This is a genomic window from Vibrio sp. ECSMB14106 (assembly GCF_000972265.1).
GTDB lineage: Bacteria > Pseudomonadota > Gammaproteobacteria > Enterobacterales > Vibrionaceae > Vibrio > Vibrio kanaloae.
Genome location: NZ_LAUM01000007.1, coordinates 1 through 13,524 on the forward strand (window position 1 = coordinate 1; position 13,524 = coordinate 13,524).

At 43.2% G+C, this 13,524-nt stretch carries 15 protein-coding genes; 6 read left to right on the forward strand and 9 right to left on the reverse strand.

The window, feature by feature from the left end:
• Window positions 1–275: 275 nt before the first annotated feature.
• On the reverse strand, window positions 276–731 hold the full coding sequence (locus WR49_RS06830) for a hypothetical protein (RefSeq protein WP_046223511.1): 456 nt from the start codon (window positions 729–731) through the stop codon (window positions 276–278).
• Between the two features lie 143 nt (window positions 732–874).
• On the reverse strand, window positions 875–1,804 hold the full coding sequence (locus WR49_RS06835) for a DMT family transporter (RefSeq protein ID WP_046223512.1): 930 nt from the start codon (window positions 1,802–1,804) through the stop codon (window positions 875–877).
• Between the two features lie 149 nt (window positions 1,805–1,953).
• Between WR49_RS06835 and WR49_RS06840 the strand changes: the two genes are divergently transcribed.
• On the forward strand, window positions 1,954–2,412 hold the full coding sequence (locus tag WR49_RS06840) for an Lrp/AsnC family transcriptional regulator (RefSeq protein WP_017058185.1): 459 nt from the start codon (window positions 1,954–1,956) through the stop codon (window positions 2,410–2,412).
• Window positions 2,413–2,575: 163 nt separating this feature from the next.
• Here WR49_RS06840 and WR49_RS06845 read toward each other — a convergent pair whose 3' ends face one another.
• Window positions 2,576–2,818 carry a hypothetical protein gene (locus tag WR49_RS06845; RefSeq protein ID WP_017058186.1) on the reverse strand — a complete coding sequence of 81 codons (243 nt, stop codon included), beginning with the start codon at window positions 2,816–2,818 and terminating at the stop codon, window positions 2,576–2,578.
• 269 nt (window positions 2,819–3,087) lie between these two features.
• A complete protein-coding gene (locus tag WR49_RS06850) occupies window positions 3,088–3,663 on the reverse strand; it encodes a hypothetical protein (protein ID WP_046223513.1) in 576 nt (191 codons plus the stop codon).
• A 96-nt stretch (window positions 3,664–3,759) separates the two neighbouring features.
• Here WR49_RS06850 and WR49_RS06855 point away from each other — a divergent pair, with 96 nt between their 5' ends.
• From WR49_RS06855 to phaC, 5 genes are all read left to right on the forward strand, one after another.
• Window positions 3,760–4,440 carry a hypothetical protein gene (locus WR49_RS06855; RefSeq protein WP_046223514.1) on the forward strand — a complete coding sequence of 227 codons (681 nt, stop codon included), beginning with the start codon at window positions 3,760–3,762 and terminating at the stop codon, window positions 4,438–4,440.
• Between the two features lie 478 nt (window positions 4,441–4,918).
• Window positions 4,919–5,659 (forward strand): SDR family oxidoreductase, encoded by a 741-nt coding sequence (locus WR49_RS06860; RefSeq protein ID WP_046223515.1) that lies wholly within the window; start codon window positions 4,919–4,921, stop codon window positions 5,657–5,659.
• Between the two features lie 26 nt (window positions 5,660–5,685).
• Window positions 5,686–6,897, forward strand: a complete 1,212-nt coding sequence (locus WR49_RS06865) for an acetyl-CoA C-acetyltransferase (protein WP_046223516.1) — start codon at window positions 5,686–5,688, stop codon at window positions 6,895–6,897.
• A 130-nt stretch (window positions 6,898–7,027) separates the two neighbouring features.
• Window positions 7,028–7,375, forward strand: a complete 348-nt coding sequence (locus WR49_RS06870; protein WP_017058191.1) for a phasin family protein — start codon at window positions 7,028–7,030, stop codon at window positions 7,373–7,375.
• A 75-nt stretch (window positions 7,376–7,450) separates the two neighbouring features.
• A complete protein-coding gene (gene phaC / locus WR49_RS06875) occupies window positions 7,451–9,262 on the forward strand; it encodes a class I poly(R)-hydroxyalkanoic acid synthase (protein WP_046223517.1) in 1,812 nt (603 codons plus the stop codon).
• A 123-nt stretch (window positions 9,263–9,385) separates the two neighbouring features.
• Here the strand turns inward: phaC and WR49_RS20960 are convergent, their stop codons facing one another.
• The 5 genes from WR49_RS20960 to WR49_RS06895 all read right to left on the reverse strand — a co-directional run bounded on the left by WR49_RS20960 (window position 9,386) and on the right by WR49_RS06895 (window position 13,524).
• Window positions 9,386–9,523 (reverse strand): TIGR02808 family protein, encoded by a 138-nt coding sequence (locus WR49_RS20960; protein WP_010430103.1) that lies wholly within the window; start codon window positions 9,521–9,523, stop codon window positions 9,386–9,388.
• An 11-nt stretch (window positions 9,524–9,534) separates the two neighbouring features.
• Complete coding sequence (locus tag WR49_RS06880; RefSeq protein ID WP_009845456.1) at window positions 9,535–10,116, reverse strand: NapC/NirT family cytochrome c; 582 nt, start codon at window positions 10,114–10,116, stop codon at window positions 9,535–9,537.
• A gap of 29 nt (window positions 10,117–10,145) precedes the next feature.
• Window positions 10,146–10,607 carry a nitrate reductase cytochrome c-type subunit gene (locus WR49_RS06885; protein ID WP_009845455.1) on the reverse strand — a complete coding sequence of 154 codons (462 nt, stop codon included), beginning with the start codon at window positions 10,605–10,607 and terminating at the stop codon, window positions 10,146–10,148.
• A gap of 125 nt (window positions 10,608–10,732) precedes the next feature.
• Window positions 10,733–13,222 (reverse strand): periplasmic nitrate reductase subunit alpha, encoded by a 2,490-nt coding sequence (gene napA / locus WR49_RS06890; RefSeq protein WP_046223518.1) that lies wholly within the window; start codon window positions 13,220–13,222, stop codon window positions 10,733–10,735.
• Window positions 13,219–13,524 carry a chaperone NapD gene (locus WR49_RS06895; RefSeq protein ID WP_017058194.1) on the reverse strand — a complete coding sequence of 102 codons (306 nt, stop codon included), beginning with the start codon at window positions 13,522–13,524 and terminating at the stop codon, window positions 13,219–13,221. The genes napA and WR49_RS06895 overlap by 4 nt, the downstream gene beginning before the upstream one ends.

Below are 13,524 nucleotides of genomic sequence, written 5' to 3' on the forward strand. Positions count from 1 at the left end.
TACCTTTCTCAAGTCCTTGCAGGGCAAGGGGCTTCGTAATCTTGCCCTACTTAATCAGGCTTTGCTGAGCGAACAACAACACACCCAATTAAAGGCCTAATCGTATACCGATTGGGCCTTTTATATTGTCGAAGTTTATAGTTTCAAAGTATGTCATATTAAGGTTTTTAATAAGCTTGGTTGGATAACGGCAGAGAACGTATTTTAACAAAGCTTCTACTGATATTAGGCTTCGTATCTATGTGAACTTATGCGCTTTCTTTCGTTTTGTTAGCTTATTTAGTTTCGTCGTCTTCATTCACTTTCGCGTAGAAGTGAAGTAGTTCAGTCAATTCTTTAACCCAACCAAATGCGTCCTTCGGAGCATTAACTAAGATCTTCTCGACTTTCTCGCAGTGCACTTCAATCGCAATTGCTTCTTCAAGATTGAACGAAATCGAATAGAAATGCCAAAGCAGCAGACGAGTCATACGCTCAATGTTTTGTTGCGAGTTGTCAGATTCAGAGAATGCTAGGTTCACTTCACCAAGGGCAATCGCGGTCATTCGTAGCATTGCGTCAAACTTCGCTGATTGCATACGTTCTTCGCTGGCCACTTCTTCTTGCTCAAAAGTGAACAATTCCGTCATTGCATCTTCAGGAACCAGGCGATGAATCATTCTTAAACTAAATTCTTCTAGTTCATGGCGAGGCATGGTGATTAAGCAATTTAAGGTGTAGTCGCGTTGCATGGTGTTCTCTTGGATGGGCAAAAAGGCCTGACAGTTTAATGGAGAAGCGAGTTCAGAAAAAGCAGATTTTAGATAAGCCTACGTTGGTAGGCTTATACGGGTATCAATACTTCAAATTAACCTCTTATAGATAATTAAACGAATCAAGTTTTGCTATGGCTTGGCGGTTGGTATTGCATTGATTGGTCGCTTCTCATAAAAATGTTGCTTGCCACTAAGCTGCCGATACAAATCGAACCTAGAGCGAACCAAGTCATAAGATCAGGGGTTTCGTTAAATAGAGGGATAGCTAATAACGTTGCAACGGCTGGTGTCGCGCTCCCGAACGCCGCAGAACGCTCTGCCCCGAGAGTGTTAACCGCATAAAGGTAAGTGAATGCGGCAATTAGGCCTGCTCCAACCCCTTGTACTGCGGAATGTACGGCAAGCTCTGAGAAAGGCCATTGAGTGATGGGTGCATCTACTAAATAGCTAGGGAACGTTCCTGTTAGGATCAAAAACAACAATAGCAAAGTTGAACTGATAGCGATTAACCCCGCGCTCACTAACGCATTAAGATTGGCGACACGCGCTGAGATGGTAAAGGTCGCCCACATTAAGCTTCCGCAGAGAAGTAACAAGTGGCCTTTTGTATATTCAAAGTTGAAGCTGCTTAAACTACTGCCTAAGAACAATATAATACCGAGTAACACCAAGGTTAAACCTGCACTGCGATGGCGGCTAAGTGGCTGTTTGAAAAAGAGTATTGCAATCCCGGTAACAAACAGAGGCAGTGTTCCGGGTATCAAAGCACTGCCGTGTGAAACAGGAACAAACTGCATTGCTGTACCTGCGACGAGCAGATAAGGCAGGCCACTGCCGACAAACATACCAACCAAGTAACGATTAGGCACTGCTGTTATGGCATTACGAGCTTTCCACACCAAGGGTAATAGTACCAAGGCGGGAATAAGGAAGCGTGTGAGTGCGATGTCTGCAGGCGTTAAATTTGAATTCGCGCCGCCTTTAAGAGAAAGAAAAAAGCTCGCCCAGATGAGCAAAGTGACAGTAATAGATAGATAGCCAAGCGTCATAATAAATAAGGAAATTGAATGATGACTAATTATGGGGGAGAGTACGTGCCATAAGTTGGCAAATTTAGTTCTAATTTTACTTATCATTAATTGTTTCTGCTAATATTCTTTAGATTATTAATGAATATAACTAATGGACAGTATTCGCTATGGATAGAATTGATAGACATCTTCTTGAGTTGTTACAAATAGATGGCAGGTTAACCACGGCGGAGCTCGCTGATGAAGTGGGTTTATCACCTTCACCGTGTGCAAGGCGTATCAAAAGGCTTGAAGAAAAAGGGATTATTGACGGTTATCGTGTGAGTTTGTCTCGAGAGCAAGTTGGTATAGCAATGAGTGTGTTTGTTGAAGTGAGCTTAAACAACCACCAAGAAGTGTCTATCGATAAGTTTGAAAGTGCAATTGTCGAGATGGAAGAGGTCATCAGTTGCCACGTTGTATCTGGGGCTTATGATTATCTGTTAGAAGTGGTTAACCCAAACTTGATGGCCTACGAGGCATTTACAAGAAAGCTCCAAAGGCTCTCTAACGTCAAAGACATCCACACTCACCTTGCGATAAGACAAGTGAAAGGTAACGCGCCGCTACCGGTTTATACCGACTAAGCTGTAGGTAAAGGGATACGTTATGTGATGAAATGAGCAGAAAAGTAATGATTCCTGATAGGAATCGCGGGAGCAATTAATGATTGTCTATTAAATTGCAGATACGCAACAATAAAAACGGAGCAACTCGTGAAAGGTACTCCGTACATGATAGGTGCAAAACTTAGTGATACTTAAAGTGAGAGATTGAACAATCCCCAGTTTGTGCATTAATTCTGAATGAAAAAGCATGTGAATGATAATCCACACCATCATTCCAAATTGTTTCTCCAAATATCTTACATAGCTCTAGCTCACTTACTGAACCGAACTCTTCCATGTGTTTAGCTACAGATAAAAGTTTACCTCTTACCTCTGCAGTCCATTCCGTGTTACTTAAGCAGTTGAAAGCCATAGTCTTTTGCATATTACCTAGCCAAAATGTGTCTTGTTATTAAGTTATATGAATATTCATGATAACAATTTTCTGGCATTTGTAAATCTATTTTGTGATGAATATCTCATATAGTCACCTGAATTGGTTGGAAATTAAGCTTTCTTGTTGGTATTTGACACATTAACTTTACAAGTTATTGATAAAGCTTTGATTAGCGAACTATTTGATTATTCTTAATGGAACGTAGCTATCTATTCAAGTTAATTCCGTCAAAGAGCAGAGAAAGTCGAGTGTGGGTTTTAGTTTTGGACGTCTTTTATAGGCGCTGTAGTACGGCGTGCTTTATCTATTATGGCGGCTTCTTGACGATACTTTGATGACAGCTGACGAAACTTTTCGCTGAGTGTATGGAGATCTTGGGAAAGCGATTGCGAACTTACCACGTGCACCTGCGCGCTTTCTGATTGGCTTGGTAGCTTTGCCATTGCACAGTGTTTAGCGACAGCTTGCCATGAATCGCTGAGAAACTGAGCCCCTTCGAGTTCTGTAGACACCACGTATGCCTGCTTTAACAAAACCTCAGAGATATCATAAGCGGTATTCATATGATTCTTGAGCTGTACATTAAATCTTGGTTCATACTTTACCCAAAGTTCAATGATCTGTGTTTCAGTGAAATGTTTAGAGAGAAGGATTTGGGATTCATAAGTTGAAAGAACTCGGTTGAATTCTTTGGTGTATTGGTTATAGCGACTTTCGAATGCGAGCTGGTGATCCAACAGTGTTTGCCAGTTTTCACGATTACAATGGTTTGCGAACGAGACATTCGCACTCCAAGCTACACTCATAATCATAACCTTCACACAAAAACGCATGACTTTCCTCTACTTACCGTACTCTCTTTAGAGAGTATAGATGAGTGACAACATGAGTTGATGTACACTTAAAGCATACCTAAAACGGAAGAGTTGGTGGATTTGATGAAAAAAGCGCTGATCGCTTTACTTGTATTGTTAGTATTGGGCGGAGGAGGAGCGGCGTACTACTTCTTTGTTATGAAAAAAGACTCAACACCAACAGAGAAAAACGAAGAATCAGTTGAAGAAGTTGCTCAGCAATCTGAATCTGACTTAGAACCGCTCATGGAGCTTAAATCTGAGCCAGAACAGACAGAGTTCTATGTTTTGGACAGAAAGCTTGAAGTGGTGGAACAGCCGGCAGTTGATGGTTTGATAACGGATTACCTCTATAAGAGCGAAAAAGTCGAAGTATTAGAGAAGCAGGGTAAATGGGCTCGTATCTCAGATTACATCGTCCTAAAAGAAGGTGGCCCTCAGACGGCAGAATGGGTCGCGATGTCTGGTTTATCTAACGATGAAGTGATTATCTCAGAAAAAGAAAACAAAGAGATATTGGACTCATACTTGGTTAAATCCGACGATCTTAAGATCCATCAAGAGAAGTTTCGTAACACAATTGCTAAGCTGCTCTCTGAAGGTGAATGTACCCCAAGTGATTTCGAAGAATTAGGCGGCTGGGTGAAGTCGGTGAAGTACAGTGGTCGAGATGTCTATTTTATCTATTGTGGCGGACTATCTCTTGAAAATAAAATTTATTTAGATGTAAATACAAATGAAATATTTACTAAGTAGGATCCACGCCACTATTAATGTCGGATGTATTAATAGAAATTAACCTTTCTATTTAAAAGTTTAAAGCCCACTCATTAAAAGTTTAAAGCCCACTCATTAATTGAGTGGGATTTTTATTTTATATTCGTTATTGATTATTTTTACTTTCTATATTGCATTCTGGTTGAAACAAGCTTTGAGCTGTCAGTTTATCTTGGATTAACAAAGGTTTACTATCTTGATGATATAATTAAAATTAATTAAATAACTTTAAAATCATAGAATTACCTACATTTACATATGTGTAACATTTCATATTTTTTGAGAGGCAAGTCAGATTTTTAGCTATAATATGAAAATATTTTATATTTGTAATAATACTTTTTGATTTTGAGATGTAGGGTTTAATTAAAGCAAAACGTAAAGTTTAATTATCAACTAAGACATTATTTTATTAACATCATTGTTATTTAATTGCTTTTAAGGGATGGAAACATTAATGAAAAAGCTTGCTTTAATTACAGGATCAAAAGGCGGTATCGGGTCGGCAATATCTTCTAAACTAGTCGCAGATGGATATCGTGTGATCGCGACCTATTTTACAGGGAATTATCAATGTGCAGTAGATTGGTTTAAGGAAAAACAATTTACTGAAGATCAAGTCAGATTGTTTGAATTAGATGTTACTAACACTGCTGAATGTGCATTGAGCTTAAGCAAGTTGTTGGAAGAAGAAGGCACGGTTGATGTGTTGGTAAACAATGCTGGTATTACGCGTGACAGTGTCTTTAAAAAGATGGATGCGGAAGCATGGAAAGATGTGATTGAGACAAACCTCAACAGTCTTTTCAATGTGACACAGCCTTTGTTTGCACCGATGTGCGAAAAGGGTAACTGCCGAGTCATCAACATTTCTTCAGTCAATGGTCTTAAAGGTCAGTTTGGACAAACCAACTACTCGGCTGCTAAAGCCGGAATGATTGGTTTTTCGAAGGCCTTGGCTGCAGAAGGCGCTCGCAGTGGCGTAACAGTGAACGTGATTGCCCCTGGTTACACAGCAACACCTATGGTTGAGCAAATGAAGCCTGAAATTCTTGATTCAATAAAGAACCAAATCCCAATGAAACGTTTGGCTACACCTGTTGAAATTGCGGACGCAGTGGGCTTTTTAGCGAGTGAATCTGGCGCGTACATTACAGGCGAAACATTGTCTGTGAATGGCGGCTTGTACATGCACTAATTGGCAAAACTGAAGGGATTGGAATGATGGAAAAAGTATTTATTGTTGCGGCAAAACGTACCCCAATTGGTGCATTTACCGGGTCTTTAAACAACGTATCCGCGGGTGAACTAGCTGGTGTGGCGATTAAAGGTGCGTTGGACGCAGTTGACCTACCGTTAGATGCGATTGACGAAGTGATAGTCGGCAACGTGATTTCAGCAGGGCAAGGCATGGGCGTAGCGCGCCAAGCTTCAATCTACGCAGGGCTTGCAGAGGAAATACCTGCGTATGGCGTCAACATGATCTGTGGCAGTGGTATGAAGTCAGTGATGGACGCTGCTGCACACATTAAGGCGCAAGACGCTGAAGTGGTGGTTGCGGCTGGTGTTGAAGTGATGTCCCAAATCCCTTTTGTGGTTCCGCCGAACATTCGTAACGGGCACAAAATGGGTGATATATCGATGAAAGACTTGTTGGTGGGCGATGGCTTAACGGATGCGTTTAATCATTACCATATGGGCATGACGGCTGAAAACATTGCGAATACGTTGAACATTTCACGCCTAGCTCAAGATAACTATGCCTTAGAAAGCCAACAGAAAGCCATTGCCGCAATTGAAGCGGGTAAGTTTAACGAGCAAATCGTGCCTGTAGAAGTTAAGCAGCGCAGACAAACCGTGACTTTTGATACCGATGAGTATCCGAAGTCAGACGCGACATTCGAAGGTCTGCAAAAGCTTCGCCCAGCATTTGACCGTGAAGGGTCTGTCACGGCGGGTAACGCTTCGGGTATCAATGATGGCGCGAGTGCAATCATCTTAGCGTCTGAGTCGGCGGTAGCGAAATATGGTCTAACACCTTTAGTGGAACTGACCAGCTACGCACAGTCAGGTTTGGACCCAAAGATTATGGGTTTAGGGCCAGTAGAAGCGGTTTCTAAAGCGCTTGATAAAGCGAACCTCACTCTCGAAGAAATAGATTTGTTTGAATTGAATGAAGCGTTTGCAGCACAAGCTCTTGGCGTAATGTACCAATTGTCAGAGCAGCATGACTTACCGCTTGATGAGTTCAAGCCAAAGGTGAATGTGAATGGTGGTGCAATCGCGCTTGGCCATCCTTTAGGTGCGTCAGGCAATCGAATTATTGTTTCACTCATCCATGAAATGCTTGAACAGAAAACGACTTATGGCGTTGCTTCACTTTGTGTGGGTGGAGGAATGGGAACCGCTGTTTTGCTAAAAGGTATTGACGGTTAGAGCCTGATATATCGGTAGCAAGCTTAAATATCGGATCAGCTTTTCAAAGCATCGTGAGTTAATCGATGAGCGTTGGCTGAAACGATAGTGACACAAATTTATTAAACTATGTATTCATCAGGAGTTACTTATGTACACGGATATTTTCAAAACAATGACTGACCAAACTGAAAAGCAATTTGAACCGTACTTAAAGTTCAACAAGTTGGTTGCAAAGAACGTCCAAACGATGACAGAGCTGCAAATGAATGCAATGCAGACTTACACGAACATGGGTCTTGCGCAAATGAAAGCAGTGACTGAAATCAAAGACGTGGCTAGCCTAACGGCTTTCAACAGCCAGCAACTAGCAGCGCTAACTCAATTGTCTCAACAGATGATGAGTGATAGCTCAAAAATGCAAGCTGCTGCAAAAGAGTTCAAAGAAGATGTTGAAACACTAACAACTGAAAACTTGAAAACAGTTACACCTGCATAAATTTAATCGCCATCGAGTTAGCGCAGTGTTTACTGTGAGGTTCGGTGGCGATTTTCCGATTATTGGAGCCATGTTATGTTTCAACACTTCTTTTCGGACTACCTTGTTAAACTTCAACAAACGAACCAGCAATGGTGGGAAAGCTTTGAACAAAACAAGGAAGCCGCGCATTCTCCCCTAAACCAAGCGATGCAAGAATTGAACTTTGATGATGCATCAAAAATCTTCGAGCAAGCCGCCAACCAACCTGCCGTTCTACTTCAGTTACAATCTCAATGGTGGGAACAGCAACTTAAGATCTGGCAGAATGCCGCGCTGATGGGCAACACCGAGAGTGTGATAGCCGAAGATCGTAGCGACAAGCGCTTTATTGACGAGGCGTGGAAAAACGACCCGTTCTACAGCTTTATTAAGCAATCCTATTTGTTATTCAGCAAAAGCTACATCGATACCATCAACTCGATCGAAGGTATTGACGAAAAAACCAAAGAACGAGTGGCGTTCTTTTCTCGTCAGGCAATCAATGCACTTTCTCCAAGCAACTTTATTGCAACGAATCCAGAGTTGATGAAACTGACGCTTGAGCGAAATGGTGAAAACCTTCTCGATGGATTAGAGCAGTTACAAGCAGACGTTGAAGCAAGCGCCGATATACTCAAGATCCGCATGACCAACAATAACGCTTTCCGATTAGGTGTGGATGTTGCGAACACCGAAGGTGATGTTGTCTTTCAAAACGAGCTGTTTGAGCTGATTCAGTATCACCCAAAGACACCGCAGGTTAACGCGACGCCTTTGTTGATCGTTCCGCCGTTCATCAATAAGTACTATATTCTTGATCTCCGTGAGAAGAACTCGATGGTGCGCTGGTTACTTGAGCAAGGACATAGCGTATTCATGATGTCTTGGCGCAACCCTGGTGAAGCGCAGAAAGACACTGAGTTTGGTGACTATGTCACGGAAGGCGTGGTTAAAGCCGTTGCTGCGATTGAAGACATCACAGGTAAAGAGCAAATCAATGCGGCGGGTTACTGTATTGGCGGTACGGTGTTGGCTTCGGCGGTGGCTTACTACGCTGCAAAACGCATGAAGAAACGTATTAAAACAGCGACGTTCTTTACCACCTTGTTGGATTTCTCGCAGCCGGGAGAGGTGGGTGCGTATATCAACGAAACGATCATTAATGCGATTGAGAAGCAGAACGATGGCAAAGGCTATATGGATGGTCGCTCATTGAGCGTGACGTTCAGTTTGCTTCGTGAAAACAGTCTGTATTGGAACTACTACATTGATAACTACCTCAAAGGTAGCAGCCCGATGGAGTTTGATCTTCTGTACTGGAACAGTGACAGCACAAACGTGGCGGCCAAGTGTCATAACTTCTTGCTGCGAGAGCTTTATCTTGAAAACAAACTGGTTCAAGACAAAGGCGTGAAAGTGGGCGGTGTTTGGATTGATTTGAATAAGATCAAAATACCAAGCTACTTTATTTCAGCCAAAGAAGACCATATTGCTTTGTGGCAGGGGACTTATCGCGGCGCATTGAATACTGGTGGCAATAAAACCTTTGTGTTGGGTGAGTCTGGTCATATTGCGGGTATTGTTAACCATCCAGATAAGAAGAAGTACGGGTTCTGGCTGAATGACAACCTAGATGACTCGGCGGACGAGTGGCTAACTAATGCGACTCATAATGAGGGGTCTTGGTGGACACACTGGAATCAGTGGCTACAAGGTTTTGAAACTGACGAAAAAATCGAACCTTTCAATCAAGGCTCAGAGCTTAATCCTGTGATTGGTAAAGCGCCAGGCAGCTATGTAAAACAGGTGCTGCCGATCGTCGATAAAGAACCTGCTGAGACAGAAGCTCCGGAAAGCAAAGCTTAGGCATCGTCTTTGAATTAACAGTAAAACAAAACACCAGGTAATAAAAAAGCCACTGAAATCAGTGGCTTTTTCGTATCAACTCATATCAGAATTATCTGGTAGAAGTTGATGTAATCTCGATTGTTAATCGATTTCTTTGTCTTTACCCATAGATAAAATCCAAAGAGATACGGCTGCAACACCTGCGAAGCCGCCAAGAATGATAACTGGCATAGCGCTGTAACCTAGGATGTGCCAAATTACGCTTTCTAAAGTACTCATTCAATCGCTCCTTATTGCCAGCCTTCAACGCCGTGCATGTCTGGTAGTTTGTGTGCGATACCTTTGTGACAGTCTACACACGTTTTTTCACCAGAAGCTAGCGCTGTCGAGTGTTGTTTCGCACTACGAGGGCTCTGCTCTGAGAAGTCCATGTAATCGAACTGGTGACAGTTACGACACTCAAGTGAATCGTTCTTTTTCAATCGAGCCCATTCGCGTTCTGCTAAGTGAGCACGACGTGCTTTGAACTTTTCTTCAGTATTGATGGTTTTCGCAATAAAGTGTGCGTATAGCTCTTTAGAAGCCTGAACCTTACGAACAATTTTATCTGTCCACTCATGAGGTACGTGACAGTCTGAACAGATAGCACGAACACCAGAACGGTTAGAGTAGTGAATTGTTTCTTGGATTTCAGCAACGATAGGTGCGTGACAACCAGAACAGAACTCTTCCGTATTGGTTGCTTCCATACCCGTGTTGAATGCACCCCAGAACAAAAGACCACCCGAGAAACCCAAGAACAAAACAACGCCTACCGCTGCTTTACTTGGTGTCGCGAGTCTTTTCCAAAACGCTTTAAGTAATTTTATCATATATAGCCTCTCTTACAGTCCGGCTACGATTAACGCAGTGAATCTACAGGTTTGAACTCGTTCTCAACTAGCGGTTTAGCATTAGCTTGAGGTACGTGACACTGTAGACAGAAGTAACGACGAGGTGAAACATCAGCAAGTACCGCATCTTCGCGGTTCATGTAGTGAGTTACACTCACTTTAGTTGCACCCATTTCTTTTGCGTTTTTCCAGCTATGACAAGCAAGACACTTGTTAGCGTTAAGAGACACTTCATAGCTACGAATAGTATGAGGCACTAAAGGTGGTTGGTATACGTAGTCACTCTCAAGTACTTGGTCACGAGGAAACTTTTTGAAGTCATCTGCTGCGCGAGTTGCTTCGAGTTCACTTGCACCACGTAGAGATTCTACGCCACCAATGCCGCCAGGGTTATCCAGCTCAGCTTGAGCTTGAACTGCACCAGCTAGCAAAAGACCAGCTGATAGTAGGGCAGTAATCAGTTTTTTCATGGTTAATTTCTCCGCCTAAAGGCTAATTCTTTGAGTGGACTACTTCTTTCAAAAAGTAACGAAAAAAGTAGTCGCAATATTAAATACGTTAGATCTTGTATCTAGGTTCGAAAAGCGCTTGGCTCTTAAGAAACCTTAGTGATCTTAACTGGACACTTCTTGTAATCCGTCTGCTTAGACAGAGGATCCGTTGCATCCAAGATCAACTTGTTGATCAGAATTCTTGCATCAAAGAATGGTACGAATACCAAGCCTTGTGGTGGACGGTTACGACCACGAGTTTCAACACGAACGCGTACTTCACCACGTTTGTTTTCGATAAGAACTTCATCACCACGGCGAAGGCCACGAGCTTTAGCATCAGCAGGGTGGATGTAACAAAGTGCATCCGGTACTGCTTTGTAAAGTTCTGGTACACGACGAGTCATAGTACCTGTGTGCCAGTGCTCAAGAACACGACCTGTACATAGCCACATGTCGTATTCGTCGCTTGGTACTTCTGGTGGCGCTTCGTAAGGAGCATTGATGATAAGAGCTTTACCATCTGGCTTACCGTAGAAATCCCAACCAGAACCTTTCTTAGCGTATGGATCTGAACCTTCTTTAAAGCGCCACAGTGTTTCTTTACCGTCAACAACAGGCCAACGTAGGCCGCGGACTTTGTGGTAAGTGTCGTAAGGTGCTAAATCGTGACCGTGGTCGCGACCAAAGGCTGCGTATTCTTCGAATAGACCTTTTTGAACGTAGAAACCTTGAGCTTGAGCATCGTCGTTAAGTTCTTGAGCTTCAGACAGTGGGAATGCATCAACGTTGCCGTTTTTGTAAAGCACGTCGTACATCGTTTTACCACGATGCTCCGGTGCTTTAGCAAGAAGTTCTTCGCCCCAAACTTCTTCAACAGTGAAGCGTTTAGAGAATTCCATGATTTGCCATAGGTCAGACTTAGCTTCACCTACGGTTTTCACTTGTTGGTACCACGCTTGTGTACGACGTTCTGCGTTACCGTAAGCACCTTCTTTCTCAATCCACATTGCGGTAGGAAGAATCAGGTCAGCCGCTTGAGCCGTTGCCGTTGGGTACGGGTCAGAACATACAATGAAGTTGTCTGGGTTGCGGTAACCTGGCAGACGTTCAGTGTTGATGTTTGGACCCGCTTGCATGTTGTTGTTACACATTACCCAGTAAGCATTGATCTTGCCATCTTTAAGCATACGGTCTTGAACAACAGCGTGAGCACCTGGTTTAGGTGGAATAGTCCCTTCTGGAAGTTTCCAGATGTCTTCTGCGATCTTACGGTGTTTCGGGTTAGCAACCACCATATCTGCTGGTAGACGGTGAGAGAATGTACCAACTTCACGAGCAGTACCACACGCAGATGGTTGGCCTGTTAGTGAGAACGGACTGTTACCTGGAGTAGAAATCTTACCGGTTAGAAGATGGATGTTGTACACAAGGCTGTTCATCCACACACCACGAGTATGTTGGTTCATGCCCATTGTCCATAGAGACATCACTTTGATGTTTGGATCTGCGTATTGCTTAGCCAGCTTGATAAGGTCATCTTGAGAGACACCTGACATTTCAGAGGCTTTCTCAACGGTGTATTCAGCAACAGAAGCTTTGTACTCTTCGAACGTAATTGCCGTCATTTTGCCCGAGTTAGGGTTCGCAGCGGCTTGCTGTAGTGGGTCGTCGTCACGAAGGCCATAACCGATGTCTGTCGTTGCTTGCTTGAAGTTCGTGTGCTTGTTCACGAAGTCCCAATTCACCGCATCGTTTTGAATGATGTAGTTAGCAATGAAGTTAGCAATTGCTAGATCCGATTGAGGTTCGAAGATGTAACCCGTGTCTGCAAGCTCGAAAGAACGGTGGTAGTAAGTAGACAGTACGTTTACTTTAACGTGTGGGTGGCTTAGACGACGGTCGGTAATGCGAGTCCATAGTACAGGGTGCATTTCTGCCATGTTTGAACCCCACAGTACGAATGCGTCTGCGTGTTCAAAGTCATCGTAACAACCCATTGGCTCATCGATACCGAAAGTACGCATGAATGCGCCTACCGCTGAAGCCATACAGTGACGAGCGTTTGGATCGATGTTGTTTGAACGGAAACCCGCTTTCATCATCTTAACGGCTGCGTAGCCTTCCATCACGGTCCATTGGCCTGAACCGAACATACCAACACCTGTTGGACCGTTCTTCTTCAGTGAAGCTTTCCATTTCTCAGCCATTACGTCGAACGCTTTGTCCCAAGATACGGGTGCGAAGTCACCGTCTTTATGGAATTCACCATCTTTCATACGAAGAAGAGGTTGTTCTAGACGGTCTTTGCCGTACATGATTTTTGAAAGGAAGTAGCCTTTGATACAGTTAAGGCCTTTGTTTACTGGTGCTTCTGGGTCGCCTTGAGTTGCGACCACTTTGCCGTTTTGAGTACCCACTAGTACTGAACAGCCCGTACCACAAAAACGACAAGGCGCTTTATCCCACGTGATTTTTGTTTGATCAGAGCTAGCAATCAGGTTGGTTGCGGTTGCTGGTAGTGTTACACCTGCAACGGCTGCCGCTGATGCCGCTGCGTTTGCTTTCACAAACGCACGTCTTGTCATTTTCATACTTCACCCTCAAGTTGAGAATTGTTGCTTCCAGTTTCTAAATCCGTTTCTTCTAGTCCAGTTTCGATTTGGTGATAAACCAAAGCTGTCCCTAAAACGTTCTTAATGTTGTTTATTGCTTCGATGGTGTCCGTTACAAAACCTTGGTTTTCGGTTTCTAGGACCACGATGATTTTGCCTTCAGGGCTATCTCCGTAGATTTCAGCGTTATCGAATTGCTCGATCTCCGCTTTAATCTCATTTAGATGCTCTGGGCTCACATGCACGACTAAACTTGATATATGCACTTCATTTAGTGCCAT